Source organism: Symbiobacterium turbinis (assembly GCF_055383075.1).
The window spans coordinates 907,603-931,967 of sequence record NZ_AP042433.1 but is presented as its reverse complement, the minus strand read 5'-3'; the positions used below and the strand labels follow the sequence as shown (position 1 = coordinate 931,967).

The window sequence follows — 24,365 nt, the reverse complement described above, 5'->3', positions numbered from 1 at the left end:
CACACTTCCTTCCCGGGTGGATTAGAGTCTCAGCTCGTTCACTTGGTCTACGTCTGCCTCCGGGCGGCGCCGGAACAGCAGCACCGTCAGCGCCAGGCCGATGGCCACCTCCGCTGCCGCCACGGTGATGACCAGGAAGGCCATGATCTGGCCCTCGTAACCGCCGTGCGCCCGCCCGAAGGCGACGAACAGCAGGTTGGCCGCGTTCAGCATCAGCTCGATGGACATGAGCATGGCCAGCGGGCTGCGCCGCACCAGCACGCCGATACCGCCGAGGGCGAACAGGACGGCGGAGAGTGCGACGTAGGCATTCAGCGAGAATGCAGGCATATGGCTCTCCCCCTCCCTTACGCCCGGTGGCGGCCGACGAGGATCATGACCCCGATCACAGCCACCATCAGGATGAATGCGAGCACTTCAAACGGGAACACGTTCGTCGTCAGCAACTGGTAGCCGAAGGCCTTCACCTGGCCGAAGTCCGCGGGCACCTGCGCCCAGTCCAGCCGGCCCTCGTGGCCGAACAGGCCGACGATCGCCAGCATGACCAGCAGGGCCCCGCCCACGGAGTACCCGAGCAGCTTTGGACGGGTCAGCTGACCCACGTCCTTCTCCACCGGATCCTTCCGGGCGGAGAGCAGCGCGATGACGAACAGGAACAGGATCATGATGGCGCCGCCGTACACGATGAGCTGAATGACGGCCAGGAACTCGCTCTGCAGGCTGAGGTACAGCGCCGCCAGCCCGAGGAAGCTGAAGACCGTAGAGATCACCTGGTACACCGGCTGCTTGGCCAGGATCACCCCGAGCACGCCGGCGATGGCCATCAGCCCCGCGACAATAAACACCACGTTCATGAGTTCACCGCCTTCCGCCGGAAGGGGGGATAGACGTTGAGGGGCACCTTGAAGCCGGAGGGATTCCGGTTCACCAGCTGCTCCTTCTGCAGGATCAGGGCCTCACGGGTGAAGTCGGCCAGCTCGAACTCCTGCGTCAGGTGCAGGCACTCGGTGGGACAGGCCTCCTCGCACATGCCGCAGAAGATGCAGCGCAGGAGGTCCACCTGGTACTTGTAGCCGTACCGCTCGCCGGGGCTGTGGGGATTGTCCGGATCGTTCTCCGCCGCCATGACCGTGATGGCCGCGGCCGGGCAGGCCACCTGGCAGAGCTCGCAGCCCACGCACATCTCCAGGCCGTTCTCGTAGGTCCGGAGTTCGTGCCGGCCCCGGAAGCGCGGCGCCCGCTCACGCTTCACCCGCGGGTAGTCGATGGTGACCGGCTTGCGGAAGAAGACCTTCAGCGTCGTCGCCATTCCCCTGGCGATCGCCACAACACCTTTCACGTCAGAACACCTCCCCTACCTGCGGGCTACGCCCACAGGGCTACGTAGATGGCCGTGCCCACCAGGTTCAGGGCCGCCACCGGGAGCAGCACCTTCCAGCCGAAGACCATCAGCCGGTCGTAGCGGAAGCGCGGGAAGGTGCACTTGATCCAGTAGAGCACGAAGACCAGCAGGGCCACCTTGATCAGGAACCAGACGAAGCCCGGGATCATTGTGAGGCCGAACCACGGGTTGTAGCCGCCCAGGTAGAAGGTGGTGGTCAGCACGGCGGAGTTGACCGCGTGGGTCAGCTCGGTCAGGTAGAAGAGGCCGAACCGCATGCCGCCGTAGTCGGTGTGGTAACCGCCCACCAGCTCGGTCTCGCCTTCGGGCAGGTCAAACGGGGTCCAGGCCGCCTCGGCCAGGCTCGCGGTGTAGAAGACCAGGAAGCCCAGGAACTGCGGGAAGAGGTTGATCACCTCGCGCTGCTTGTCGACGATGTCGAACATGCTCACCGAACCGGTCCACAAGATGACGCCCAGGAGCGAGGCCGCCATCGCCAGTTCGTACGAGATCATCTGGGCAGTGGCACGCATGGAGCCCAGCAGGCCGTACTTGTTCTGCGAGGCCCAGCCGCCCAGGGCGACGCCGTACACGCCCATGGCCGCGATCGCCAGCATCACCAGCACGCCCGCGTTGGGATCGGACATGGATGACCAGAACGAGCCGCGCGGCGCCCAGGGAATGACCACCCAGACGCCCAGGGCGCAGAAGAAGGCGATGATCGGCGACAGCCGGTAGATGAGCGGGTCGGCCTGCACGGGGATGATGTCTTCCTTGAAGAGCATCTTGATCACGTCGGCGATCGGCTGCAGCACGCCCCAGGGGCCGACCTTGACCGGGCCCACCCGGTAGGCGAAGTAGCCGAGGACCTTCCGCATGAAGAGCAGGAAGACGGCGACGGCCAGGGTCACGGAGATCGCGAGCACGAGCGCCTTTACGACCAGCATCAGCAGAGTCATCCAGATGTCCATGTCAGTCCGCCACCTCCACGGCCAGCTTCGCCACGGTCACGGCCACCGGGGCGGAGCCTGCGGTGAGTAGGTTCACGGGAGCGGCGCTCAGTCCCCTGATCGCCTGAACGGTGCCGGCCACCACGCGCCGGTCGGTGGCCACCGGCAGCGCCAGCTTCGCCTCGCCGGCGGCCAGCTCCACCATGTCGCCCGGGTTCAGCTCCAGGCGGGCGGCGTCGGCGGGATTGAAGAGCGCGACAGGCCGGGGCTGCACGTGGTTGAACTCGCCGTCGAACTGGGCCGTGGAGCCGCCGGCGTACAGCCGGTCGACCGGTACCAGCCACAGCGCGTTCTCCTCCTCGGGAGCGCGGGCCGCCTGCGGGGCCTCGGCGCCCTGGATCAGGGAGAGCGGCGCGCCCTTCAGCACGGTCCCGTCCTCCAGCTTGGCGACCAGGCGGGCGATCTCGGCCGCGGTCTGCGACGGCGAGGCGGCCAGCTTGACCCCCAGGGCCGCGGCCAGGCCGACGAGGATGTCGCCGTCCGGCTGGGCCTGGCCCTCGGGCCGCTTGGCGACCTTGAACGTCTGCACCGTGCCGTCCAGCGCGGTGAAGGAGCCGCTCTTCTCGCCCAGGGCCGCTGCGGGCAGCACCACGTCGGCCAGGGCGACGGTCTCGTTCATGAACAGGTCGGTCGCGACCACGAAGGCCTTCTCCAGGGCCGCCTCGACCAGCTTGCGGTTCGGGTAGGTGTTCATCAGGTTGGCGCCGGCCAGGTAAAGGGCGCCGATCTCGCCCTCGGCGGCCGCGCGGAGCATGCCGGCGGTGTCGAGGCCGGGGTCGGTGGGCAGCTGGCGGGTGGCCCAGGCCTGCGCCACGGCCTCGCGGCCGCGCTTCTCGCTGACGCCCGCGAAGCCCGGCAGGTACCCGGGCAGGACGCCCATCGCCTCGGCGCCGCGGCTGTTGTGCTGCGCGCCCGGGACGAACAGCGCGACCCGGTTGCCGGCGGACTTCAGGGCGCCCGCCAGCTCCAGCAGGGCCTGGCCGGTCTCTGCATTTTCGCCGCCCCAGACCACGGCGACCCGCTTGCCGCCGCCGATCAGGGCCGCCATCTGGGCGACGGCCTCCGGATCGGCCGCAGAGGCCGGGGTCTTCTTCTCGCCGCTCACGGCCGCGGCCAGGGCCCGGAGCACGCCGGCGGTCTCACCCGGCTTCAGCTGTATGCGGGCGTGGCGGCCGCGGTACTTGGGCATGACCGAGCCGATCAGCGCGATCTTGGCCTCCTTGCGGTCGGCCTTCCGGCGGATGCGCAGATCCATCACCGGCGCGGTCTCCGCGGGATCGGTGTCCACGATGAGGATCGCCTCGGCCGCCGACAGGTCGGTCTGCCGGCCCGGGTACGCCCCCACGGAGGCGGCCAGCCGGCCGTCCACCCGGTGGTCGATGTTGTTGGTCTTCAGGACGAGGCGGGCGAACTTCGACAGCAGGTAGGCCTCCTCGTTGGCCAGCCTCCCGCCGCCGATCACGCCGAAGCCGCTGCCGCCCTTCTCGGCGGCGATCGCCTTGAACTTCTCGGTGATGACCTTGAAGGCCTCGGTCCAGGAGACGGGCACGAACTCGCCGTCCCGCTTCACCAGCGGGCGGGTAATCCGCTCGTCGTTCTGGAGATACATGTAGTTGAAGCGGCCCCGGTCGCAGAGCCAGCCGTTGTCGATGTCGTCGTTCTCGCGGGAGGTGACCCGCAGCAGCTGGCCGTGCCGGAACTCCAGGTGCACGTTGCAGCCCACCGAGCAGCCCGTGCAGATCGCGTCCGCCTTCGAGAGGTCCCACGGGCGGGCCTGGAAGCGGTACAGGTCGGAGGTCAGGGCACCCACCGGGCACAGCTCGATGGTGTTGCCGCTGAAGTAGGAGTTGTACTCCTGCCCGTCCATCGTGGTGACGGTGTTCAGGTGGGCGCGCTCCTCGATGATGAGCGTGTTCTCGGTGGCGATCTCGTCGTCAAACCGGACGCAGCGGCGGCACAGGATGCACCGCTCGTTGTCCAGGATGATGAAGTTGCCCAGCTCCACCGCCTTGTCCTTGCGGATCTTGGGGTCGAGCAGGCGGCTGGTGGCCGAGCCGTAGGCGAAGGTCAGGTCCTGCAGATCGCACTCGCCGCCCTTGTCGCAGACCGGGCAGTCCAGCGGGTGGTTCAGCAGCAGGAACTCCAGCACGCCCCGGCGCAGGTCGCTCACCCGCTGCGTCTGGGTGTGGACCACCATGCCGTCGGTGACCCGCGTGGTGCAGGCCGGCTGCGGCTTGGGGATCTTCTCCACTTCAACCAGGCACATGCGGCAGACGCCGGCCGGATCCAGCTTCGGGTGGTAGCAGAAGACGGGGATCTCGATCCCTACCGTCTTGGCCGCCTCCACCAGCAGCGTTCCCTTGGGAACCTTTGCGGTGCGACCATCAATCGTCACGGTGACAAGCTGCTGCTCGCTCACGCCGGCCGCACCTCCTTCACGCGGTTGATATAGCGCTCGAGCTCCTCGGGAAACAGCTTCAGCAGGGAGACGGGGAACGTGACCGCAAAGTCGGGGAGCACGCAGATCGTGGTGCCGGCCATCTGGGTCTGCATGTCGGCGATCATCTTCAGGTCGCCCTCGGTGCCGCCGCCGGCCTTGATGCGGGCGAAGACCCGCTCCAGCCAGTGGGTGCCCTCGCGGCACGGCGTGCACTGGCCGCAGGACTCGTGGGAGTAGAACCGCGTCCAGTAGAGCGCCACGTCCACCAGGTCAACGGTGTCGTCGTAGACGATCACCGCCGCGCTGCCCAGCAGCGACCCCGCGGCCGCCACGGACTCGAAGTCCATGGGCACGTCCAGGTGCTCGGGCGTGAGCATCGGCGTCGACGAGCCGCCGGGCTGCACCGCCTTCAGCTTCCGGCCGGGCCGGAGGCCGCCGGCGATCTCGATCACGTCCCGCAGCTTCACGCCCATGGGCAGCTCGTAGTTGCCGGGGCGCTGCACGCAGCCCGACACGGTGAAGAGCTTGGGCCCGCAGGACTTGGGGTTGTCGGGGTTGGCGGTGATCTTGGTGTACCACTCCCAGCCGTTCTTCACGATGTGCGGCACGTTGGAGATGGTCTCCACGTTGTTGATGATGGTCGGGCAGCCGTAAAGGCCCACCACCGCCGGGAACGGCGGCTTCACCCGCGGCTCGCCGCGCCGGCCCTCCAGCGAGTTCAGCAAGGCCGACTCCTCGCCGCAGATGTAGGCGCTGGCGCCCCGGTGCACGGTGATCTCCTGGCTGAAGCCGGTGCCCAGGATGTTCTTGCCCACGTAGCCCTTCTTGCGGGCGTCCTCGATGGCCTTCATCAGGATCGCTTCGCCGCGCTTGAACTCGCCGCGGATGTAGATGAACGACTGCGAGATCCGATTGGCGAAGGCGGTGATGATGATGCCCTCGATGAGCTGGTGCGGATTGGCGTAGATCAGGGTGCGGTTGTTGCAGGTGCCGGGCTCAGACTCGTCCGCGTTGACGGTGAGGTAGCGGGGCCGGCCGTCATTCGGCAGAAAGCCCCACTTCACGCCGGCCGGGAAGCCGGCGCCGCCGCGGCCCCGCAGGTTGGCCTTCTTGACCTCCTCCACGATCGCCTGCGGCTCCATGGAGGTGAGGGCCTTGCGGAGCGCCTGATACCCACCCTGCGCCTCGTACACATCGATGTTGGTCAGGTCGACCTTCCCGATGCCTTTCGTGAGCACAGGTTCAAACTGCATCGCTTCTCTGCCTCCTTGTTACTCGCCCTCTACCTTCCCGGAAGCCTCGTCGGCGGGTGCCGCGGACTCCGCAGACTCGGCGGATTCGGCCGCCGCGGCTGCAGCGGCCTCGGCCGCGGCATCGGGGGCAGGCTTGTCGCCGGACTCGGCCGCAGCGGCTTCAGCCGCGGCCTCGGGGGCAGGTTCCTCGGCTTGGCAGGCGCAGGAGCTGTCGACGAAGCCCGGCCACTCATCCTGGCTCTCACCGTTCATGAGCGGCAGCTTCTCCAGGAAGCGGTCGGGGCCCTCGCCGGAGCGCAGGGCCGCCACCAGGGCGTCGAACTTCTCCGGCGTCATCTTCACCGCGTACTCGGTGTTGACGTGGATGACTGGGGCCAGATCGCAGGCCGCCAGACACTCGCCGGTCACTTCCAGGGTGATCAGGCCGTCCGGCGTGGTCTCGCCCACCTTGATGCCCAGGGTCTCCTCCATGTGCTGCACCAGCTTGTCGCCGCCGGCCAGAAGGTGGCAGGCCATGTTGCCGCACACGGTGATCAGGTACTTGCCGACGGGCTGGCGCTTGAACATGGTATAGAACGAGCAGACCGAGTGGACGTACGCGGGCGTCACCCCGCAGATCTCGGCCACTGCCTCGATGTCAGAGTGTGCGATGTACCGGCCTTCCCGCTCGCGCATGGCCAGGTGGAGCAGCGGCAGGATGGCCGACTGCTCGCGGCCTTCGGGGTAACGGCGGAGGATCTCCTCCACCTCGTCCTTACAGGTCTCCGGCCAGCGGGGCGGGTGGACCTCCTGAATCGTCGCCTTCTTCTCGTGCTCAGCCATTTAGCGGTCCACCTCCCCGAAGATGGGATCGATGGTGGCGATGGCGCCGACCACGTCCGAGAGCATATAGCCCTCTAGGAGCACCGGCAGCGAGTAGACGGCGTAGAACGAGGGCGGACGCACCCGCACCCGCATGGGCTTGTTGCCGCCGTCGGACACCACGTAGAAGCCGATCTCGCCGCGCGGCGACTCAATCGCCTGGTAGACCTCGCCCGCGGGCACGTCGAAGCCGTGCTGCACCAGCTTGAAGTGGTGGATCAGCGCCTCCATGGAGTGCTTGACCTCCTGCTTGGGCGGCAGCACCAGCTTCCGGTCGTCGATGATGTGCCGGTCGTCCCAGGGCAGGTTGTCCAGCGCCTGCCGGACGATCTTCAGGGACTCGAACATCTCGTCGAAGGTGATCGCGGTACGCGACCACGAGTCGCCGTCGGTGTAGACAGGCACATCGAAGTCATAATTTTCGTAACCCAGGTACGGGTAGTACTTGCGCACGTCGTAGTCCGAGCCGGTCACCCGCAGGTTGCGCCCCGTGAGGCCGTAGCGCAGGGCCTGCTCGTAGGTGATGACGCTCACGCCCTTGGCCCGGTCGACGAAGATCGGGTTGTTGAGCATGACGTCCTTCAGTTCCTGAATGCGGCTGGGCGCGATCTTCAGGAAGTCCTCGACCATCTCCTTGAAGTTGTGCGGCAGGTCGTAGGCCAGGCCGCCCACCCGCATGTAGGAGGGGTTCATGCGCTGGCCGGTGGTGTGCTCGAAGATGTCGAGGATGCGGTCGCGCAGCTCGAACGCCCAGAAGATGGGCGTGCCGATGTTGCCGTAGTCGAGGCCGCCGGTGCCCAGGCCCACCAGGTGGGAGGCGATGCGGTTCAGCTCCAGCAGGATGACGCGGGTCACCCGGGCCTTCTCGGGAATGCGGTCCTCGATGCCGAGCAGCTTCTCCACGGCCATCACGTAGCCGGTGTTGTTGGAGATCGGCGCCAGGTAGTCCATGCGGTCCATGACCGTGGTGGCCTGGTTCCAGGTGAGGTGCTCGGCCGTCTTCTCAATGCCGGTGTGCAGGAAGCCGGTCTCGGGCTCCGCCTTGATCACGGTCTCGCCCTCGAGCTCCAGCTTCACCCGCAGGACGCCGTGCGTTGCAGGGTGATGCGGCCCGATGGAGAGCGTCATGCGTTCGGGGCGCTGCTCTTCCAGGTGCAGGTCCTCTGCCATAATCACCCTACTCTCCTTCCTTTGCGGGCTCCGCGTCGACGAAGGGGTGGTACCGGTTCTCGTCGGCGGGCATCTCGAGGTTGATGAGGGCGCGCGGGCCGCGCAGCGGGTAGTCGCGGCGCAGCGGGTGGCCCTCCCAGTCGTCGGGGTTCAGGATGCGGGTCAGGTTCGGATGGTTGACGATGTTGAGGCCGAACTGGTCCCAGATCTCCCGCTCCGCAGCATTGGCCATCTCCCAGATGTGGCTCAGGGTGTGGACTGGCTCCTTCTCGGTGAGCTTCACCCGCACCCGGATCATGCCGAGGCCCTTCTCACCCTTCGGGTCCTTCTCGGGCATCTCGCGCAGGTGGTAGACCAGCTCGAACCGCGGCTCCCGCTTGGGGTAGTAGTCGGCTGCGGTGATGTCGACGAGCATGTGAAAGCCCCGCGCCTTCAGCCACCTGGCCACAGGCTCGTGTGCGTCGCTGGCTACGTAGACCTGCGGAATCTGGTCATTGGTCGGGGGAATGACCTCGACCTTGCCAGGAAAGGCCTCCAGCAGGGCGGGGATCACCTCGTTGTTCACACGTTCGCGGGCGGCAGCCACCCGCTCATGCATCGTGTTAGCCACGGATGATGATGCCTCCCCTCGGGTCATCCTTGCGGATCTCTCCACGCAACTTCTGCACGGCGTAGATCACGGCTTCGGGGGTCGGCGGGCAGCCCGGCACGTAGATGTCGACCGGCAGCATGTTGTCGACACCCTGCATGATCGCGTAGTTGTCAAAGATGCCCCCGGTGGAAGCGCACGCGCCGAACGCGACGACCCACTTGGGCTCAAGCATCTGGCTGTACACCCGCTTGATGACCGGGGCCATCTTGTTGGAGACGCGGCCGGAAACGAACATCAGGTCCGCCTGCCGGGGGGATGAACGGAACGCCTCGGAGCCGAACCGGGCGATGTCGTACCGGGGGCCGGAGGCCAGGTTCATCATCTCGATGGCACAACAGGCGAGACCGAAGGTCAGGGGCCAGATCGAGTTGGACTGCGCCCAGCGCAGGAACGAATCGACGGTGGTGGTCAGGAAGCCACCCTGGTCCTTGAACACGCCGTCCGCGCTCATCGCCAGTTGAAGCCTCCCTTCTTCCAGACGTAGGCGTACCCGATGGCCAGAACCGCCATAAACGTAATCATTTCAATGAGGCCGAAGGCGCCCAGTTCACGCAGGTTCACGGCCCACGGGTAGAACGACGCCGCCTCGACGTCGAAGATGACGAACAGCATGGCCACGAGGTAGAACTTCACCGGGAAGCGCCCTGCAAACGGAGCCGTGGGATGTCCGGATTCATAAGGCTGCAACTTGTACGGTTCGGGCTTCTTCCGCCCAAAACTGGTGCCCAGGATGCTCATGGCCGCGGCGAATACCAGCGCGACCAGCAGGTAGATGAGCAGGGGCAGATACGGGTGCATGCGCCAGCCTCCTTCTGGGTACAATCAAACACTAGAAACTTGCGCAGGAAGCGCTAGAAAAGAAACTTGCGCAGGGAGCACGAGAAACCGGTGCGGGTGCCAGCAGAACCTGGTGCGCGAAACAGTGTCAGCTGGTCCGGGCAGCAGATCCTGGTGCAGAAAGCTATCAACTACTACGGACAGTAGCAGATCCTGCTGCAGGAAGCTATCAACTACTACGGACAGTAGCAGATCCTGCTGCAGGAAGCTATCAGCTACTACGGACAGTAGCAGATCCTGCTGCAGGAAGCTATCAGCTACTACGGACAGTAGCAGATCCTGCTGCAGGAAGCTATCAGCTACTACGGACAGGGCCTGTCAAGCCAAAGTGGGTACGTCTCACTTCCAAAAGTGTTCTGTATAAATCTGGTTCTTGAACGGACGCTGACTACCGTTCTCGTTTTTTACCTGGTCACCAGACCCGCAAACCCCCTGAACGTCTTGGAGTATCCTCCGCTGTTGTTGCGACCGGCGTTCAGGATCGGCATGCGTGCATGCCGGGCAGCATCGACTCCCCGGCCTACGGTCTCACGAACCCGATGGCGCACTTTCTCCGCAGCCGCGTTCACAGATTCAAGCCCCAACGCACGCTCAACGTACTGTACGGCCCCCCGTAAAGCGCCGCGATAATATGCTGCCATCACCTGCAGCATTGCCATCAGGCCACTTTCCGACCAGCTCCGCCCCACCTTCCGCAGCCGTGCCGAATACCGCTCCACCGCCCCTTCCGCGGCGCCCACGCCGCGTAACCCCTCAACGTTGACGCCCCGCTCTTGCAGCCGAATACGGTAATCTCGAATTGACTCCGGCATCGTCCTGAGGTCGGCCAGCAGCCGGCGCATCTTCCCACGACGATCCGTGTCGGTCTCGGCTTTATGCGCTTCATCCAGCACCGCCAGCAACCGTCCAGCATCGTTTGCTTCAAGTGCAGCGTGTGCCTGCTCTAAGCGCTGGGGCCGGTGGCGCAGCACATGGTTTAACTCCCGCTTCAGGTGGAACCGATCGATCTGGTACAGCGCCTTGGGAAACCACGTCACGCCCTCCCGGATCCACAACGCCCGGTCCCCGTTGATGATCACCCAGGTCTCGCTTAGGTCGTACTCGCTCTCCAGAAGCTCGCTCAACTGCTCCCAGCTATCCCTGCCCGGTTCGGGCACGAAATCGCGCCGGTTCACCAGGCTGTACTCCTTACTACCTGGGCCTCGCTGGATCCAACCCTCATGAATCACAAACAGCCGGACTTCTGCCTTCTTGCCACGCTGACGAGCTGGCCAGAACCCGTCTGCCTCGATGAACAAGACCCGCACACGTCGGGTACCGGCCAACGTCATCTGCTGCTGTTTTTCCGCCGCTGCAAGCGCCCTTCCGGTCTGCAGGTTCCACTGCCGAATCGCTTCATGGCTGACAAACACCTGGCAATCCCGCCGCTCCAGCTCTGCCGCAGCACCCCGGTACGATCCAGCTGTCACAGACGCTTCAACCGCATCTGCCCTTACCGAGTCACTCACCCGCTGCCGTTTCGCTATTCCCAACACCTCATCCAGCAGGAACACGAAACGCTCTTCCTCGCGGTCCCAGTAGTAGCGGCGCTGGAACGTGATCGGCCCGAACTTGGTGACGACGCTTCGGGACCGCATTTCCTTGTACACATACCGACTCGGGTCTCGGCTCTCGTACAGCGCCGTGTCAATCGCAGAGAGCGCCTCGACCAAAGCCTCGCGGAAGCAGTCGAGTGTCTGTTGCCAAGCCAAACGTTCAATCTCCTGAAAGGAGAAATCCACCGCAGCACGAATTTGCTCCATGACGAGAGATGACCCTCCTCGTGTTGGTATTGGCCAATCTCAACACTTTGGAAGGGCACATCTCTCGTCCTGCTATTTCAGGAGAAAAAATGTGTTGTACCCACGAAAACTTTACTCACACCTACGGACAGTAGCAGATCCTGCTGCAGGAAGCTATCAGCTACTACGGACAGTAGCAGATCCTGCTGCAGGAAGCTATCAGCTACTACGGACAGTAGCAGATCCTGCTGCAGGAAGCTATCAGCTACTACGGACAGTAGCAGATCCTGCTGCAGGAAGCTATCAGCTACTACGGACAGTAGCACATCCTGGTACAGGAAGCACCTTCTGCTCATGCGGAAGCTTGTGAACCACGGCACGAATCGGGCCCACAACTCGGTCGAGGCTCAGACAGGTCAAAAGTAGGACCGACTCTCCCTGACAGTATACCAAGGTGCCATATCAAATGTCATTAGTCTTGTGAATGGGCTCCCAAGCAAAAAACGGGCATAGCGCCCGTCCTTACCGCTTGTGGATCGTCTGCCGCCGACTACCGTGCATTATCAAGGGTAATGGGCAATATAAATGTTACCGTTAATGGCCCATAACATTCAAGTTCCATTGTCCCTCCAACTCAACCAGTGCGAGGAGACCCTGGTAAATCCGGTCCACCCAGCTTGCCGCCGGCAGTGCCTCGGCCGCCACCAGATCAACCCGCCGCTGGCCGTCCCCGGGCGTCTCGACCCACGCCCGCCCGACCACCTGCCCCTGCCGCAGCGGCGCGCGCAGGGAATCCGCCAGATCCAGCTGCAGCGCCGGCACCTCGCCATCCCTGCGGGGCACGACCACCGCCAGCTCCTCACGCAGGGCCAGCGGCACCGCCCGCCGCTTGCCGCCCCGCACCGGCAGGTGCGTCACCACCTCGCCGGCCCTGCCCAGCCGCGCCACCGCGAAGTTGCGGAAGCCCCACTCCAGGATGGCCGAGGATTCCCGCCAGCGGTTCGACGCATTCAGCACCACCGAGATCAGCTTCTGCTCATCCCGCGTGGCGCTCGCGATCAGGCAGGGGCCGGCTGCCCCGGTGGTCCCCGTCTTCACCCCGTCTGCGCCGGGCAGGCCGCGCAGGAGCCGGTTGGTGTTGTACAGCACCACCTTGCGGCCCAGCTCCTCGTAGGTCAGCTCCTTGGCCGGCGTAGCCACGATCTCGGCGAACAGCGGGTTCTGCAGGGCCGCCCGGGTGATGATGGCCAGGTCGTACGCGGTGCTGAGGTGGTCCGGGTGGGTGAGCCCGTGGGGGTTGACGAAGTGGCTGTTCCTCGCTCCGAGCCGCTGGGCGCGCTCGTTCATGAGAACGGCGAAATCCTCCACCGATCCAGCGATGGCCTCGGCAATGGCGACCGCGGCGTCGTTCCCGGACCGCAGCAGGAGCCCGTGCACCAGGTCGTAGAGGGTGTGCACCTCCCCCTCCCGCAGGTACATGGAGCTTCCTGGCGTCTGCGCGGCGCGCTTCGAGATGGTCACCCTGGCGTCGAGGTCGCCCCGTTCGAGGGCGATCAGCCCCGTCAGCACCTTCGTGGTGCTGGCGGGGTGCAGCCGCACGTGCGCGTTGTGCTCCCAGAGCACGTCGCCCGTGGCGGCGTCCATCAGGATGGCGCCGTGCGCCCACAGCCTGGGCGGCGACTCCACAGCGTCCCGGTAGTGCTCTATCAGCGGCACCGGACGCGCTGCAGGCTCCGGAGCAGCCGCAGCCAGCGGCGCCGCCGTCTGCAGGGCGCCGGCGGCAAGCAGCAGCGCGGCCATCACTCGAAGGATTTGCTTCACGACGCACCACCTCCACCGGCTAGTATGGGGCGGTGCGGCGCGGCGCTATCCGCGTGCGCTCGCAGGATTCTGCCGGCTCGGCATGCGGTTCGCCCCTGCCCCGGCGCTCCCCCGGTGTTCGCCCTGCCTCGACACAGCTTCAACCTTGAAGTTCCCACGGTTTGAGACCGACTCCAGCCCTTGTGCCACAGCGACCCTGCAGCAAACCCGCACAGGCTGTGGCTTCGGGGCGCTCTCAAAACGTGTGCAACACGACGATCCCGCAGCCACGAACCCTCCCTGGACCGTGATTGCGCAAAGTCCACCCGACCGGCCCACGTAATTACGCTGTGCCAAGGTAATGCTTCAATCCCAAACTCCTCCGGCGCGTCACGTCGGGGCCATCCCAGGCTGCTTTAGACCTGAAGTTCCCACGGTTTGAGACCGGCTCCAGCCCCTGTGCCACAGCGACCCTGCAGCAAACCCGCACAGGCTGTGGCTTCGGGGCGGTCTCAAAACGTGTGCAACACGATGGCCCCGGGGCAGGGAACACGCCAGCTGCCCGAACAACCCCCGGGGCCACCAACGCCCTCGAGAGACCCCTAGGAGACCCCCAGGAAGCCCCTGGCAACACGAAAAGCCCTTCACCGCGCCAGCTGGGGTTCCCCCTTGCCCCAGCGCTCCCCCGGGTTCGCCCTGCCCCGGCACAGCTTCAACCTTGAAGTTCCCACGGTTTGAGACCGGCTCCAGCCCTTGTGCCACAGGGACTCCGCAGCAAACCCGCGCAGACAACGGCTTCTGGGCGCTCTCAAAACGTGTGCAACACGATGGCCCCGGGGCAGGGAACACGCCAGCTGCCCAGGCAGCCCACGGCGCCACCAACCCCCGCGGGGCCCCGAGGAAGCCCCCAGCGCTTCCGCTGGGGGCTTCGCGCCTGCCGCCGCCGCAAACACAAAAAAGTCCGGCCTGCAAGGCCGGACGCAAGCTTATTCTGTCTTGATGTTGATCCAGTACGGGCCGCCCGCCAGGCCGTGGTCCACGGGCTCGCCGTTCAGCGTGAGCTCAAAAGCGTTCACGTGGCCGAGGCGCATCCGGAACGCCTCGCCCTGAAGCTCCACGGCGCCGTTGGCCTTACCCCAGTACAAACGCTCACCCGCAGGGTCGTACACCTCCAGCCATGTGTCGGCCGTGAAGTTCATCTGCAGGTCGATCGTCTGCGCGCCGACGGTGATCTCCACCTCTTCGCCCACCGGGGCGCCCACGGTGATGACCGGCTTCGGCGGCTGGGGCGGCTCGGGCGTCGGCTCCGGCTCGGGTTCAGGTTCCGGCTCGGGCTCCGGCTCCGTCACCACCGGCCCGGGCCCCTGCACCGCCGGATCAGACGGCGGCGTCGGCGCCGCGGCCTGCCGGCTCCAGAACCAGTAGCCCAGCCCCGCCAGCGGCAGAATGATGACCAGCGCCACCGCGAGGCGGCGGACGAAGTAGACGCCCGGACCGGGCCGACCCCTGCGGCGTTTCGCCCGGCTCCGCCCGTACCGGCGGGGGGCTGTTACGAAGGCCGGCTCCCGGGAGGCGGAAGCCAGGCGCGCATCGGAGCCGGCCGGGGCAGACTCAGCCTCTCCGGCGGCACCGACGGCACCGGCGGCGCCTCCGTCGACGCCATCCGCGTCCTCTACCGGCGGGCGAGCCTTCAGGGCCTTGTACTCCTCCACCAGGGCATCGCCGTCAAGGCCAAGGAAGTTGCCGTAGCTCCGGAGGAAACCCTTCACATAGACCTCCCCGGGAATGAGGACCGTCCGCCCCGACTCGAGCGCCTCGAGGTACTTCTTGCGGATGCGGGTCTCCTCTTCCACTTCCTGCAGCGTGATCCCCTTGGCCTCACGCGCCGCCTTCAAACGCCGGCCGATTTCCTCCATCTCATCAACCTCCCGTTGCAGAGCCGACCCCGGGTGGTTTCTGGGAAACTCCAGTTGCACCCATCTTCTCCAGCAACGGGCGAAATCCCTCCCGGCCTGTCACAGCTTTGTGAAATGGAGCGCCAGGTGGAAGGATGCGTGAATGAGCATACTACTCCCCGTCGCCGGCCGGCACCACGACGCCGCCCGCGGCGGCGATCCGCTCCAGACCCTGACGGTGGCTCTCCTCGTCGTACGAATCAACCAGGCGCTCGTCGACCGTGACCCGGAAGCCCACGCCCAGTGCGGACTCCACAGTCGCAAGCACGCAGACAGGCGTGATCAGGCCGGTCACAATCGCCTCCTCCACACCCTGCTCCTTCAGGTAATCCAGCACCTCAACCCCCGTGCGGCCCATGAGGGCGGCGGGCCCCTTCATGACGCAGCCGTCGACCAGGCGGTAGGTCGGCTTCTGGATCCAGATCAGGTCGTCCCCCAGCCGCTCGAAGGCGGCCGCGATCGCCGCCGTGGGCTGCCACCCGGGCGTGCCGTACTCGCAGTGGGGCGGGTAGATCTTCAGCTCCTCCCGGTAGGCCTCGTAGGCCTTGTCCATGTATGCCTCGAAGCGGTCCGGCCCCATCGTCTCCTGCAGCATGCGCCGGTAAGTCACCAGGTGTTCAGGGTGGTGCAGCGGCGGGTGGGTGTCGGCAGTGGCCACGATAAACCCGCCCTCCCGGTGCACTTCATCCATCAGATCCGCGATGCGCTGCATCTTGGGGTCTGACCGCTGAAAGCTGGTCAGGCTGCCCTGCTCGTCGTTGAAATCGACCTGGGTATCGATCACAAACAGCGCTCGCTTAGCCATCGGGGGCCCCTCCTCTCTGTCTCCGACTGGCCGCGCTGCCCCGTTACGGATGCAGGCGGTTCAAAAGGCGCGGGAAGGGAATGGTCTCGCGCACGTGGTCGAGGCCGCAGATCCAGGCCACGGTCCGCTCAACCCCCAGGCCGAAGCCGGAGTGCGGGACCGAGCCGAACCGGCGCAGGTCGTAGTACCAGCCGTAGGTCTCCATGTCGAGGCCGTGCTCCTCAAAGCGGCGCTTCAGCAGCTCCGGGTCGTGGATGCGCTCCGAGCCGCCGATGATCTCGCCGTAGCCTTCGGGCGCGAGCAGGTCCGCACCGAGCACCACCTCGGGGTTTTCGGGATCGGGCTGCATATAGAAGGCCTTGATCTTCACCGGGAACTTCTCCACGAAGACCGGCTTGTCGAACTGCTGCGTGAGCACCGTCTCGTGGGGTGCGCCGAAGTCCTCGCCCCACTCGATGGGCTCCCACTCGTCGCCGGGCTTGTGCAGCTTCTTCAGCATCTCCACGGCCTCGGTGTAGGTAATGCGCGGGAAGGGCGGCTCCACCTTCTCCAGCAGCGTGGTGTCACGGCCGATGGTCTTCAGCTCGGCCGCCCGGCGCTCCAGCACCCGCCTGACGACGTAGGTGACCATCTCCTCCTGCAGCTTCAGGTTGTCCTCATGGGTGAAGTAGGCCGCCTCCGGCTCCACCATCCAGAACTCGATCAGGTGGCGGCGGGTCTTCGACTTCTCCGCCCGGAAGGTGGGCCCGAAGGTGTAGACCCGGCCCAGGGCCATTGCGGTGGCCTCGACGTGAAGCTGGCCCGACTGGCTGAGGAAGGCCTGCTCGTCGTTGACGTAGGTCGTCTCGAACAGGGTCGCGCCCCCCTCGGCCGCCGTCCCCATCAGGATGGGCGACTCGGTGAGGATGAAGCCGTTCTCCTGCAGGAACTGGTGGATCGCCATGGTGATCTCATTGCGGATCCGCAGAATCGCCACCTGGCGCGAGGAGCGCACCCAGAGGTGCCGGTGGTCCATCAGGAACTCCGTGCCGTGCTCCTTCTTGGTGATGGGGTACTCGTCGGCGATCTGGACGATGTCCAGCTCCTTCACGCCGATCTCGTAGCCGCCGGGAGCGCGGTCATCCTTGCGGACCGTGCCGCGGATGATGATCGAAGACTCCTGGGTCAGCCGCTTGCCGGCCTCGAAGACCTCAGGCGGCACGTCCTTTACGAAGAGCACGGCCTGGCAGACGCCCGTGCCGTCGCGGAAGATGATGAACTGGATCTTGCCCGAGCTCCGGTAGTTCTGCACCCAGCCGCGCAGCTCTACCATCTCGCCTTCGTGCTGCGGCAGACGATCAACGGTAACCCATTTCATAGCAGATGTTCCTCCTGAATGGCATCAGCATCTTCCCTGATGATACCACGCGAAAGGCCAATCTGAAAAACGAATTGGGGGCGCCCGGGCGGGACGCCCCCTTTTCAACCCGTTCAATCTGCCGCCAGCGTGGCGATGCCCAGCGCGCCCTCGCCCGCGTGCGTCGCCAGGGCCGGCCCTGCCTCGGCCACCAGCGCCTCGGCGCAGTTGAACCGGCCTGCGATCTCCTGCAGCAGGCTGCGGGCCGCCGCCTCGGCGTTGGTGTGCACCACGGCCAGGTGGACCTTCCGTCCCCCCGCCCCCGCCTCGGCCAGGGCCACCATCTGCTCCACGGCTTGGCGCCAGCCCCGCACGGTGCGCACCACCTCGATGCGGGACTGCCCCACGTAGAGCACCGGCTTGATGGCCAGGAGGCCGGCCACCAGCGACTTGCTGAGCGACACCCGGCCGGACCGGCGAAGCTGTGTCAGCTGCGGGATCGCCGCGTACAGCGCAGCCCGCTCCCGAATCCGCTCCACCAGTTGCGCAAGCTCGGCCAGGGTTGCGCCATCCCGGGCGGCCCGGGCAGCCGCAAGCACCTGCAGGCCCATGCCCATCGACGTCGAGCCCGAGTCCACCACCGTCACCGCCCCTTCGGGCAGCGCGGCCGCCGCCATGCGGGCGGCGTTGATCAGCCCGGACTTGCTCTCCATGATGTGAATCGACAGCACCTGGTCTCCGCCGCGGGTGAGGCTGCCGTAGAGCGCTTCAAACTCCGCAGGGGCCGGCGTCGAGGTGGAGGGCGGCGGCTCGGCGGCGAGCAGCTCGTAGAACCGCCCGGCGTCTTCGACGCCGCCGCTGAAGACCGTCGATCCGAAGTGGATGGGCACGGGGACCACGGTGAGGGACAGCGCCTCGCACAGGTCAGGCGGGATGCCCGCGCTGCCGTCGGTGACGATGTGAATCAAAGCCTGACCCCCAATTCGCTGCCAGACCTTTCCGGCAGGTTTCATCCTGCTTCGACAGATATGCGGTTCTTCCTGCAGTGTGCCTCCGGCGCCGGCGCTTCACGCAGCGAACCGGCGGCGCGCCGCCCCGTCCCGCCACGGGTCGCGCCTCGTCCTGCAAATGAATGGAGTCTAAACTAGAAGATAGGTTATAATCAAGACAACATAGGAAGCGGCCGAGGAGGGATGCCCATGTCCCACCTGTACGAACCGGACGCGCGGCGCTCTGCCCGGCGGGAGTGGCGTCGGCGGGAGGAAAGGCGCAGGCGCTACGCCCGCAGGCGGGCGGTGGCTCTGCTCGTTCTGATCGGACTCATCGTGGGGTTGGGCTTCGGCGTGCGCTGGGCCGTCATCCGGATCCGCCAGGCCGTGGCGCCCCCGGCGGATGCGCCCGCCGTAACCGACCCGGCCGAGCCGGCTTCCGAAGGCCTGCCGTTCACGCCCGCCCGGGAGTTCACGGTTCCGGACCTCAACGGAGACGGCGAGCCTGAACGGCTCGCGGTCTCGGCTAGCGAGGCGGGCCGGATGCAGCTGGCGCTGGTCACCGGGGCCGGGAGCGACGCACCGCTCGTGGGACACGTGGTCACCGTGTCGGAGGGCGAGGTCGAACTGATGGACCTTCCCCGGGCTGAGGACGTGGTGGTCTGGCGCGGCACCCTGCCGGGCGAGGGCGAGCCCGTCGCCGTCACCGTGGGCGGCGAGGAGGCCCTGGAAGCCCGGGGCGGGGAGCCCGTATACCGGGCCTGGCAGCTGGATCCAGAGCACGGACTGGTGCCGGCAGATTACTACGCGGCGCTGGCGCCCCTGACGCCGCCGGAACCCACGGTGATCCTGGTCGACAAGGGGCTGAACGTGCTGTGGTACTACGAGGGCGGCGACCTGGTCCAGACAGCCCGGGTGTCCACCGGCCGCCACATCGCAGGTCCGGCCCCGTCGGCCGACAACTGGACGGAGAACCTCCTCACCCCCGTGGGCGAGTTCACGGTCACCCGCATGGTACCCGGCGTCCCGTACTACAAGGAGGGGATCCGGGCCCTGGACCCGGCCAACCCCCTTGGCACCCGCTGGATCGGCTTCAGCGTGTTTGACGGCGATGGGGGGGCACTCTGGGCCATCCACGGGACCAACGCTCCCGAGTCCCTGGGAAGGTGGAACTCCGAAGGGTCCGTGCTCATGAGCAACGGTGAGGTGGAGCAGCTTTACGACCGGGTTGAGCTGGGCACCCCGATCATCATCAGGAACAGCCTGGAGGGGCCGTAGCCCCGGGCAGAGGGAACAGAAGACCGGCGACCGCTGAGCAGCAGCGGTCGCCGGTCTGGCTTTCGTTCGCGTTCAGCCCGGCGGATCACCGCCCGGACGGGTCGTCCGCCTCCTCCGCAGACGGCGCTGCAGGCTTCGCGCCCCGCCCCTCCTCCGGCCCGGCCCCGGCCTTCCCGGCCGTGGGCGGGGTGTACAGGGGATGGCCGGACTCACCCCCGCGCTCGGTAGGCGCAGACGGCCTGCTCCCGCTCTGCGGCGGTTGCGGCCTACCCCCGCTCGGCGGCGGTTGCGGCCTGCCCTCTCCGGACGAGCGGCCCCGCCGGCCCCGCAGGATGAGCCAGACCAGGCCGCCGATAATGCCGCCCAGGACCGCCAGGAACAGCAGGGCGGGAATCAGGGCCACGAGCCCGACCAGCAGGTTCTCCGCGGCATCGATGGTGGCGTTCCACGAGAAGAGGAAGCTGTCGCGCATCCGCTCGCCCAGCGTCTGCGGGCTGCGGGACGGCGTGGGAACCCCGGGCTCATACAGGTTGATGGTAATGGTGCTGAAAGCCACCTGGTTGGCGAGGAAGTTGTAGCGGCCCTTCAGCGACTCCAGATCCGCCGTCACCCGGGCAATCTCCCGCTCCAGCTCGATCATCTCCGAGACCGTGCCGCTCTGCTCATAGAGCCTTCTGAGCTGGGCCAGATGGGCCTCGCCGGTCTCGATGCGCGCCTCCAGGTCCAGGTACTCCTCGGTGACGTCGTTGGTCCACTGGTGCAGGTTGAGCACTTCGCCCAGGCCATCGAGCAGTTCGAGCAGCGAGCCGTAGCTGCCGGCGGGCACCCGCACCTTCATCGCCACGCGGCGCCCCTGCTCCCGGGTGCCCGACACCCGGTTGTCCTGCACGTACCCGCCGGCCTCGGCCACCGCGGCGTTGATCGCCCGCAGGGCCTCGTCGACATCCTTGACGCTGAGCTCAACCTCGGCGTTCTGGATGATCTTGCGGTCGGCCGCCGGGGCCGCTTCGCCACCGACGACACTGCCGCTCGCGTCAGCGACCTTGAGAGCGCTGCTGCCGACGGGCATCGGGGCCTGCGCCGACGGGACGGACGGCGCAACCGCGCTGCCGCCGCGCGCGCCCGTGGCCCCGCCGGACTGCGGCGCCGCCTCGTAGGCCGAGCCGCCGCAGCCGCTCACGGCCAGGGACAGGATCACCAGGAGCGCGAGCCAGATGCTTCTCTTTCTCATCCGGAGCAACCCCTCTCTGCGGACTTCCGTCCTGCCCAATGGACGTTTCGCACGGTTCTTTCGTTTCCCGCCAACGAAAGAAGCGGTGCGCAGCCCGCGCACCACCCCCGGCCTGTTGCGCGATTCCGGCCCGCGCCACGGCCCTGCGGCACTACACCGGCGTGACCGCGCGCTTCTTCGCCGGCCAGTCCTGCTTCTTTCCCTCGTAGAAGGCAAACCGGGCCAGCAACTCCTCCCGCGTGCGCTCGAACGGGATGATCGCGTCGACGATCAGCTCCGACGCCAGGCGGTAGATGTCGATGTCCCGCCTGTACTCCTCCCGCAGCCTGGCCACGTAGGCCGGCCGCTCCTCCGGCGGCAGCTCCGCGATCTTGTTGGCGTACACGGCGTTGACCGCCGCCTCCGGGCCCATGACGGCGATGGACGCCGTGGGCAGGGCCAGGGTGCAGTCCGGCTCGAAGGCGGGGCCCGCCATCGCGTAGAGGCCGGCGCCGTAGGCCTTCCGCACCACCAGGCAGATCTTGGGCACCGTGGCCTCGCTGACCGCCGCAATGAACTTGGCCCCGTGCCGGATGATGCCTTGCCGCTCCACCTTCGTGCCGATCATGAAGCCCGGCACGTCGGCCAGAAACAGCAGCGGAATCTCGAAGGCGTCGCAGAGCCAGATGAACCGGGCGGCCTTGTCGGCAGAGTCGACGAACAGCACGCCCCCCTTCACCCGGGGCTGGTTCGCGACGATCCCCACCACCCGGCCGCCCATGCGGGCGAAGCCGGTGATCAGCTCCGGCGCGAAGCGCTTCTTGATCTCGAACCAGGAGCCCTCGTCGATGATCCTGTCGATCAGCTCGTACATGTCGAAGGCGGCGTTCTGATTAACCGGAACGATCTCCTCCAGCGGCCGGCCGGGCTTCGGCTCCACCGGCGCGACCGCCGGCGGCCGCTCGCCGGTGCGCTGCGGGAAGTAGCTCAGGTACCGGCGGGCGAGCTGAATCGCCTCCTCCTCCGTCTCGCAGAGCAGGTCGCCGCAGCCGGAGACCGCCGTGTGCATCTCCGCCCCGCCCATCTCCTCCAGCGTCACCTTCTCGCCGATCACCATCTCCGCCATGCGGGGCGATCCCAGGTACATGGAGGCGTTGCCCTTCACCATGAAGACCACGTCGCAGAAGGCGGGAATGTACGCGCCCCCGGCCGCGCTGGGGCCGAAGAGCAGGCAGATCTGCGGCACCAGGCCGCTGAGCCGCACCTCGTTGTAGAAGATGCGGCCGGCATGGCGCCGACCGGGGAACATCTCCACCTGGTCGGTGATGCGCGCCCCGGCGGAGTCCACCAGGTAGAAGATCGGGATCCGCAGGCGCTCGGCGGTCTCCTGGATCCGAAGGATCTTCTCCACCGTGCGGGCCCCCCACGATCCCGCCTTCACGGTGGAGTCGTTGGCCATGATGGCCACCGGGCGTCCGTCGATCCGCCCCAGCCCGGTGATCACGCCGTCCGCCGGCAGGTCCCCCGCCTCGCAGTTGGCGAACAGGCCATCCTCCACGAAGGAGCCCGCGTCCACGAGCAGCCGGATCCGCTCCCGGGCGAACAGCTTGCCCCGGGCCCGCGCCTGCTCGTGGTACCTGGGCGCGCCCCCCTGCTTGATGCGCTCCTCCCGCGCCCTCAGCTCAGCATCCAGGCTCATCGTCCTCTCCCCCTCTGCCGATTCTCCTGTGTGCCCACCTGCGCGCCGTTCCGGCGATCCTCCCGGGCTAACGCAGCGCCCGCAGGGCCCGCTCGATGGCCTCGATCCCCTCCGTCTCGGCCGCCAGGGCCCGGTCCAGGCAGGCGGCCACCTCGCTCCGGCGCCCGGCCAGCCCCTCACCCGGGTAGGGCACCAGCGACACCGCCTCCGCGAGGGCCTCCGCCACCCGCCGGTAGGCCTCCGCCGCCCGGGGCAGCGTGCCTGCCTCCGGATACCGCCCGGCCAGGTCCGCCAGGTACGCGGCCGCATCGGCGCGGGCCGCGTGCAGGACGCCCAGGTTGTAGCTGTGGCCCCGCCCCGGTTCCGGCCCGTGCAGCGGCAGGCCGGCCGTCGCCAGGGTCGTGCGCCAGAACTGGTAGGCCTGCCGGCCGTGCTGCAGCCACATGTCCCGCGACGCCGGGGCCCAGAAGTGGTCGACGGCGAACCGGAGCGACGCGGCCTCCGCCGCCCGTCGGTCGAACTCGGCGGCGAGGTCCAGCAGGGTGATCACCTCGGCCCGGGTGAACGCCGCGTGGGCGGCGGGCGGCCAGTCGGCCACGTCCATCCACCGGGGCTCTGCCGGCGCGTCCGGGGTGAGGCAGGCCCAGCGTCCGCCTTCCACACCCACCACCAGCCCGTACTCGCCGGAAGCCAGCAGGTCGTACACGATGGCAGGCCGGTCCCCCGCCACGGCCCGCTCCACACGCTCGATCACCTCGGCCCGCACGTCCGCGTAGCCCGGGTCGGCGGGGCGGGCGGCGACCCGCTTGAACCAGGCCCCCAGCCGCTCCCAGAGCGGGAACACGTCGTGGAAGTTCAGCTCGTGCGGCGCCGACGGCGAGATGACCAGATCCAGCGTCAGCCGGAAGGCATGGCCGGTGACGCCCATGAGATAGGCCGGTTCCATGCGGCGCCCGGCGTGGGCCAGCAGCCCGCCCAGGGCCCCCACGAGTGTGACTCGATGCTCCATCAAAGCAGCGTCCTTCAGCAGCAACGTTCTCCCTCCACCAGTGCGTGTACTTGCCTCGTACGTCTGCTTGCCTCATGCCCGGCGCGGCGCGTGCGCCCTCCCGCCCGGTGCGCTCACTCGCCCCGGTAGACGGGCGGGCGGCGCTCGGCGAAGGCGCGCAGCCCCTCCAGCCGGTCCCGGGTCGGCACGATGGACCGGTACTCCTGCCACTCGGCGGCCAGGGCTGAAGCAAGGCCGTGGCCGGCGTCGATGGCCCGCTTGGCGGCCCGCACCGCGAGCGGCGCCTGCCGGGCGATCTCCTCCGCCAGGGCCCGCGCGGCATCCAGCAGTTCCGCCCGGCTGACCACCCGGTTCACCAGCCCCAGAGCCAGGGCCTCAGCCGCGGTGAGGCGGCGGGCGGTGAAGATCAGCTCCTTCGCCTTCGCCGGCCCGATCAGCGCGGGCAGCCGGGCACAGCCGCCGGCGCCGGGGATGATGCCCCAGCCCACCTCGGTGAGGCCCATCTGGGCATCGTCGGCGGCCACCCGGATGTCGCACGCCAGGGCCAGCTCAAGCCCGCCGCCGAAGGCCATGCCGTGCATGGCGGCGATGACCGGCATGGGAAGCTGCGCGATGCTGTTCACGGCCGACCGCAGCGCGTGCACGGTGTCCAGCACCGCCGGCTCGTCCATCCCCTGCCGCTCCTTCAGGTCGGCCCCGCTGCAAAAGGACTTGGCCTCGCCGCCGTGCAGGATCACCGCCCGCACCGACGGATCGACGGCCAGCTGGCTGGCCGCCGCCTGCAGATCCCGCACGACCTGGCGCGAGAGCGCGTTGTGCCGCTCCGGGTTGTGCAGGGCGAGCCAGGTTATGGGTCCCTCACGGGTCAGGCGCACCTTCTCCATCCACACGCCACCTCC

General features: G+C 67.3%; 22 protein-coding genes. 1 reads left to right on the top strand and 21 read right to left on the bottom strand.

Annotated elements, in window-relative coordinates:
- Positions 1 to 21 precede the first annotated feature (21 nt).
- From nuoK to ACZ45O_RS04325, 17 genes are all read right to left on the bottom strand, one after another.
- Positions 22 to 330, bottom strand: coding sequence for an NADH-quinone oxidoreductase subunit NuoK (nuoK, locus tag ACZ45O_RS04405; RefSeq protein ID WP_464855934.1), 309 nt, complete (start codon positions 328 to 330; stop codon positions 22 to 24).
- Between the two features lie 17 nt (positions 331 to 347).
- A complete protein-coding gene (locus ACZ45O_RS04400; RefSeq protein ID WP_464855932.1) occupies positions 348 to 854 on the bottom strand; it encodes an NADH-quinone oxidoreductase subunit J family protein in 507 nt (168 codons plus the stop codon).
- The gene (gene nuoI, locus ACZ45O_RS04395) at positions 851 to 1,339 is read right to left on the bottom strand and encodes an NADH-quinone oxidoreductase subunit NuoI (protein WP_464855930.1); all 489 of its coding nucleotides are present in this window, start codon (positions 1,337 to 1,339) and stop codon (positions 851 to 853) included. Before nuoI ends, ACZ45O_RS04400 begins: the two co-directional genes overlap by 4 nt.
- A gap of 26 nt (positions 1,340 to 1,365) precedes the next feature.
- Positions 1,366 to 2,352: an NADH-quinone oxidoreductase subunit NuoH gene (gene nuoH, locus ACZ45O_RS04390; RefSeq protein ID WP_464855928.1), complete on the bottom strand. Its 987-nt coding sequence runs from the start codon at positions 2,350 to 2,352 to the stop codon at positions 1,366 to 1,368.
- A gap of 1 nt (position 2,353) precedes the next feature.
- The gene (gene nuoG / locus ACZ45O_RS04385) at positions 2,354 to 4,810 is read right to left on the bottom strand and encodes an NADH-quinone oxidoreductase subunit NuoG (RefSeq protein WP_464855926.1); all 2,457 of its coding nucleotides are present in this window, start codon (positions 4,808 to 4,810) and stop codon (positions 2,354 to 2,356) included.
- Positions 4,807 to 6,084: an NADH-quinone oxidoreductase subunit NuoF gene (nuoF, locus tag ACZ45O_RS04380; protein ID WP_464855924.1), complete on the bottom strand. Its 1,278-nt coding sequence runs from the start codon at positions 6,082 to 6,084 to the stop codon at positions 4,807 to 4,809. Before nuoF ends, nuoG begins: the two co-directional genes overlap by 4 nt.
- Before the next feature lie 18 nt (positions 6,085 to 6,102).
- Positions 6,103 to 6,906 (bottom strand): NADH-quinone oxidoreductase subunit NuoE family protein, encoded by an 804-nt coding sequence (locus ACZ45O_RS04375; protein ID WP_464855922.1) that lies wholly within the window; start codon positions 6,904 to 6,906, stop codon positions 6,103 to 6,105.
- Entirely contained in the window at positions 6,907 to 8,115 is a 1,209-nt protein-coding gene (gene nuoD, locus ACZ45O_RS04370; protein WP_464855920.1) for an NADH dehydrogenase (quinone) subunit D, read from the bottom strand.
- A 7-nt stretch (positions 8,116 to 8,122) separates the two neighbouring features.
- Positions 8,123 to 8,725, bottom strand: coding sequence for an NADH-quinone oxidoreductase subunit C (locus ACZ45O_RS04365; RefSeq protein ID WP_464855918.1), 603 nt, complete (start codon positions 8,723 to 8,725; stop codon positions 8,123 to 8,125).
- On the bottom strand, positions 8,718 to 9,218 hold the full coding sequence (locus tag ACZ45O_RS04360; protein WP_464855916.1) for an NADH-quinone oxidoreductase subunit B: 501 nt from the start codon (positions 9,216 to 9,218) through the stop codon (positions 8,718 to 8,720). Before ACZ45O_RS04360 ends, ACZ45O_RS04365 begins: the two co-directional genes overlap by 8 nt.
- Entirely contained in the window at positions 9,215 to 9,565 is a 351-nt protein-coding gene (locus ACZ45O_RS04355) for an NADH-quinone oxidoreductase subunit A (protein ID WP_464855914.1), read from the bottom strand. Before ACZ45O_RS04355 ends, ACZ45O_RS04360 begins: the two co-directional genes overlap by 4 nt.
- Positions 9,566 to 10,008: 443 nt before the next feature.
- Positions 10,009 to 11,406 carry an ISLre2-like element ISSyth3 family transposase gene (locus tag ACZ45O_RS04350; protein WP_011195728.1) on the bottom strand — a complete coding sequence of 466 codons (1,398 nt, stop codon included), beginning with the start codon at positions 11,404 to 11,406 and terminating at the stop codon, positions 10,009 to 10,011.
- Between the two features lie 573 nt (positions 11,407 to 11,979).
- The gene (locus tag ACZ45O_RS04345) at positions 11,980 to 13,206 is read right to left on the bottom strand and encodes a D-alanyl-D-alanine carboxypeptidase family protein (RefSeq protein ID WP_464855912.1); all 1,227 of its coding nucleotides are present in this window, start codon (positions 13,204 to 13,206) and stop codon (positions 11,980 to 11,982) included.
- A gap of 965 nt (positions 13,207 to 14,171) precedes the next feature.
- The gene (locus tag ACZ45O_RS04340; protein ID WP_464855910.1) at positions 14,172 to 15,101 is read right to left on the bottom strand and encodes a helix-turn-helix domain-containing protein; all 930 of its coding nucleotides are present in this window, start codon (positions 15,099 to 15,101) and stop codon (positions 14,172 to 14,174) included.
- A 151-nt stretch (positions 15,102 to 15,252) separates the two neighbouring features.
- Complete coding sequence (locus ACZ45O_RS04335; RefSeq protein ID WP_464855908.1) at positions 15,253 to 15,945, bottom strand: cysteine hydrolase family protein; 693 nt, start codon at positions 15,943 to 15,945, stop codon at positions 15,253 to 15,255.
- Positions 15,946 to 15,988: 43 nt separating this feature from the next.
- Positions 15,989 to 17,302, bottom strand: coding sequence for an asparagine--tRNA ligase (asnS, locus tag ACZ45O_RS04330; RefSeq protein WP_464855906.1), 1,314 nt, complete (start codon positions 17,300 to 17,302; stop codon positions 15,989 to 15,991).
- A gap of 113 nt (positions 17,303 to 17,415) precedes the next feature.
- Positions 17,416 to 18,249 carry a DegV family protein gene (locus ACZ45O_RS04325; protein WP_464855905.1) on the bottom strand — a complete coding sequence of 278 codons (834 nt, stop codon included), beginning with the start codon at positions 18,247 to 18,249 and terminating at the stop codon, positions 17,416 to 17,418.
- Positions 18,250 to 18,480: 231 nt separating this feature from the next.
- Here ACZ45O_RS04325 and ACZ45O_RS04320 point away from each other — a divergent pair, with 231 nt between their 5' ends.
- The gene (locus ACZ45O_RS04320) at positions 18,481 to 19,548 is read left to right on the top strand and encodes a L,D-transpeptidase (protein ID WP_464855903.1); all 1,068 of its coding nucleotides are present in this window, start codon (positions 18,481 to 18,483) and stop codon (positions 19,546 to 19,548) included.
- An 85-nt stretch (positions 19,549 to 19,633) separates the two neighbouring features.
- On the opposite strand, the gene ACZ45O_RS04315 is transcribed toward ACZ45O_RS04320, so the two are convergent.
- The 4 genes from ACZ45O_RS04315 to ACZ45O_RS04300 form a co-directional block, all read right to left on the bottom strand.
- Positions 19,634 to 20,779 carry a DUF4349 domain-containing protein gene (locus ACZ45O_RS04315; RefSeq protein WP_464855901.1) on the bottom strand — a complete coding sequence of 382 codons (1,146 nt, stop codon included), beginning with the start codon at positions 20,777 to 20,779 and terminating at the stop codon, positions 19,634 to 19,636.
- 151 nt (positions 20,780 to 20,930) lie between these two features.
- Entirely contained in the window at positions 20,931 to 22,457 is a 1,527-nt protein-coding gene (locus ACZ45O_RS04310) for an acyl-CoA carboxylase subunit beta (RefSeq protein ID WP_464855899.1), read from the bottom strand.
- A 67-nt stretch (positions 22,458 to 22,524) separates the two neighbouring features.
- The gene (locus ACZ45O_RS04305; protein ID WP_464855897.1) at positions 22,525 to 23,466 is read right to left on the bottom strand and encodes a hypothetical protein; all 942 of its coding nucleotides are present in this window, start codon (positions 23,464 to 23,466) and stop codon (positions 22,525 to 22,527) included.
- A gap of 113 nt (positions 23,467 to 23,579) precedes the next feature.
- Positions 23,580 to 24,350: an enoyl-CoA hydratase-related protein gene (locus ACZ45O_RS04300; RefSeq protein ID WP_464855895.1), complete on the bottom strand. Its 771-nt coding sequence runs from the start codon at positions 24,348 to 24,350 to the stop codon at positions 23,580 to 23,582.
- Between the last annotated feature and the right edge of the window lie 15 nt (positions 24,351 to 24,365).

Coding starts and splice junctions, on each gene's coding strand:
- nuoK (WP_464855934.1), bottom strand. CDS start 330: ATGCCTGCATTCTCGCTGAATGCCTACGTCGCACTCTCCGCCGTCCTG.
- ACZ45O_RS04400 (WP_464855932.1), bottom strand. CDS start 854: ATGAACGTGGTGTTTATTGTCGCGGGGCTGATGGCCATCGCCGGCGTG.
- nuoH (WP_464855928.1), bottom strand. CDS start 2,352: ATGGACATCTGGATGACTCTGCTGATGCTGGTCGTAAAGGCGCTCGTG.
- nuoF (WP_464855924.1), bottom strand. CDS start 6,084: ATGCAGTTTGAACCTGTGCTCACGAAAGGCATCGGGAAGGTCGACCTG.
- ACZ45O_RS04375 (WP_464855922.1), bottom strand. CDS start 6,906: ATGGCTGAGCACGAGAAGAAGGCGACGATTCAGGAGGTCCACCCGCCC.
- nuoD (WP_464855920.1), bottom strand. CDS start 8,115: ATGGCAGAGGACCTGCACCTGGAAGAGCAGCGCCCCGAACGCATGACG.
- ACZ45O_RS04360 (WP_464855916.1), bottom strand. CDS start 9,218: ATGAGCGCGGACGGCGTGTTCAAGGACCAGGGTGGCTTCCTGACCACC.
- ACZ45O_RS04355 (WP_464855914.1), bottom strand. CDS start 9,565: ATGCACCCGTATCTGCCCCTGCTCATCTACCTGCTGGTCGCGCTGGTA.
- ACZ45O_RS04350 (WP_011195728.1), bottom strand. CDS start 11,406: ATGGAGCAAATTCGTGCTGCGGTGGATTTCTCCTTTCAGGAGATTGAA.
- ACZ45O_RS04340 (WP_464855910.1), bottom strand. CDS start 15,101: ATGGAGGAAATCGGCCGGCGTTTGAAGGCGGCGCGTGAGGCCAAGGGG.
- ACZ45O_RS04335 (WP_464855908.1), bottom strand. CDS start 15,945: ATGGCTAAGCGAGCGCTGTTTGTGATCGATACCCAGGTCGATTTCAAC.
- asnS (WP_464855906.1), bottom strand. CDS start 17,302: ATGAAATGGGTTACCGTTGATCGTCTGCCGCAGCACGAAGGCGAGATG.
- ACZ45O_RS04320 (WP_464855903.1), top strand. CDS start 18,481: ATGTCCCACCTGTACGAACCGGACGCGCGGCGCTCTGCCCGGCGGGAG.
- ACZ45O_RS04315 (WP_464855901.1), bottom strand. CDS start 20,779: ATGAGAAAGAGAAGCATCTGGCTCGCGCTCCTGGTGATCCTGTCCCTG.
- ACZ45O_RS04310 (WP_464855899.1), bottom strand. CDS start 22,457: ATGAGCCTGGATGCTGAGCTGAGGGCGCGGGAGGAGCGCATCAAGCAG.
- ACZ45O_RS04305 (WP_464855897.1), bottom strand. CDS start 23,466: ATGGAGCATCGAGTCACACTCGTGGGGGCCCTGGGCGGGCTGCTGGCC.
- ACZ45O_RS04300 (WP_464855895.1), bottom strand. CDS start 24,350: ATGGAGAAGGTGCGCCTGACCCGTGAGGGACCCATAACCTGGCTCGCC.